Origin of the sequence: Kitasatospora nipponensis, from assembly GCF_039528135.1 — a bacterium.
Taxonomy (GTDB): domain Bacteria; phylum Actinomycetota; class Actinomycetes; order Streptomycetales; family Streptomycetaceae; genus Kitasatospora; species Kitasatospora nipponensis.
The window spans coordinates 1-649 of record NZ_BAAALF010000808.1; the positions used below are offsets into that span (position 1 = coordinate 1).

At 74.0% G+C, this 649-nt stretch carries 1 protein-coding gene; it reads right to left on the bottom strand.

Going from position 1 to position 649, the window contains the following annotated elements:
* Nucleotides 1-557, bottom strand: a 557-nt coding sequence (locus ABD323_RS43455; protein WP_425556358.1) for a hypothetical protein, incomplete at its 3' end; no start/stop codon positions are given.
* Nucleotides 558-649: the final 92 nt, after the last annotated feature.

Here is a 649-nt window from a genome sequence, read left to right on the forward strand (position 1 = left end):
GGCCAGGGCTCGGCGTCGGCGGGGGAGTCGGGGAAGAGCCGGGCCAGCACCCGTTCGCAGAGCTCGGCGGGCGGGGCCCACGGCAGGCCGAAGCCCTCGGCCAGGTCGTGGGTGTGGGCCAGGATCTCCACGATGCCCATGGCGGTGAAGCCCTCGGGGTCGGAGATGCCGAAGATGTGGTGCGCCCGGACCTGCGGCGGCGTGCAGCGAGCCATCGCGACCAGCAGCGCACCGGTGGTCTCCAGCACCTGGAGCATCCCGGCGGGCCCGGCCGCACGGTCGACGCCGATCGCGTTGGCGGGGCCGCCGGCCCGCGTCCGTGTCCAGCTGAACGGCACCTCACGTTCCAGCGGCGGGGTCCGCGGGCCGATCTGGGCGGCGTACGAGAAGAGGTCGTCGGCCAGGTGCTCGGCGGTCTCCCAGCACGTCCACTCCAGCGAACCGGCCGGCTGGTCCCAGCCCGCCTCGGGCGCCGCGCGCAGGGTGTCGACGGCGAGCCGAACGGCCAGGTCGAGGTCGTCCGGCGTCACCGGCTGGGTTGAACGGATCATGGTCATGGCAGGACCGTACCCTGCCGGTCAGCGGGGGTGGCAGCCCATTCTGCCGGACCGTCAGCGCAGCAGGCCGAAGCGCTGGGGAATGGCTGTGG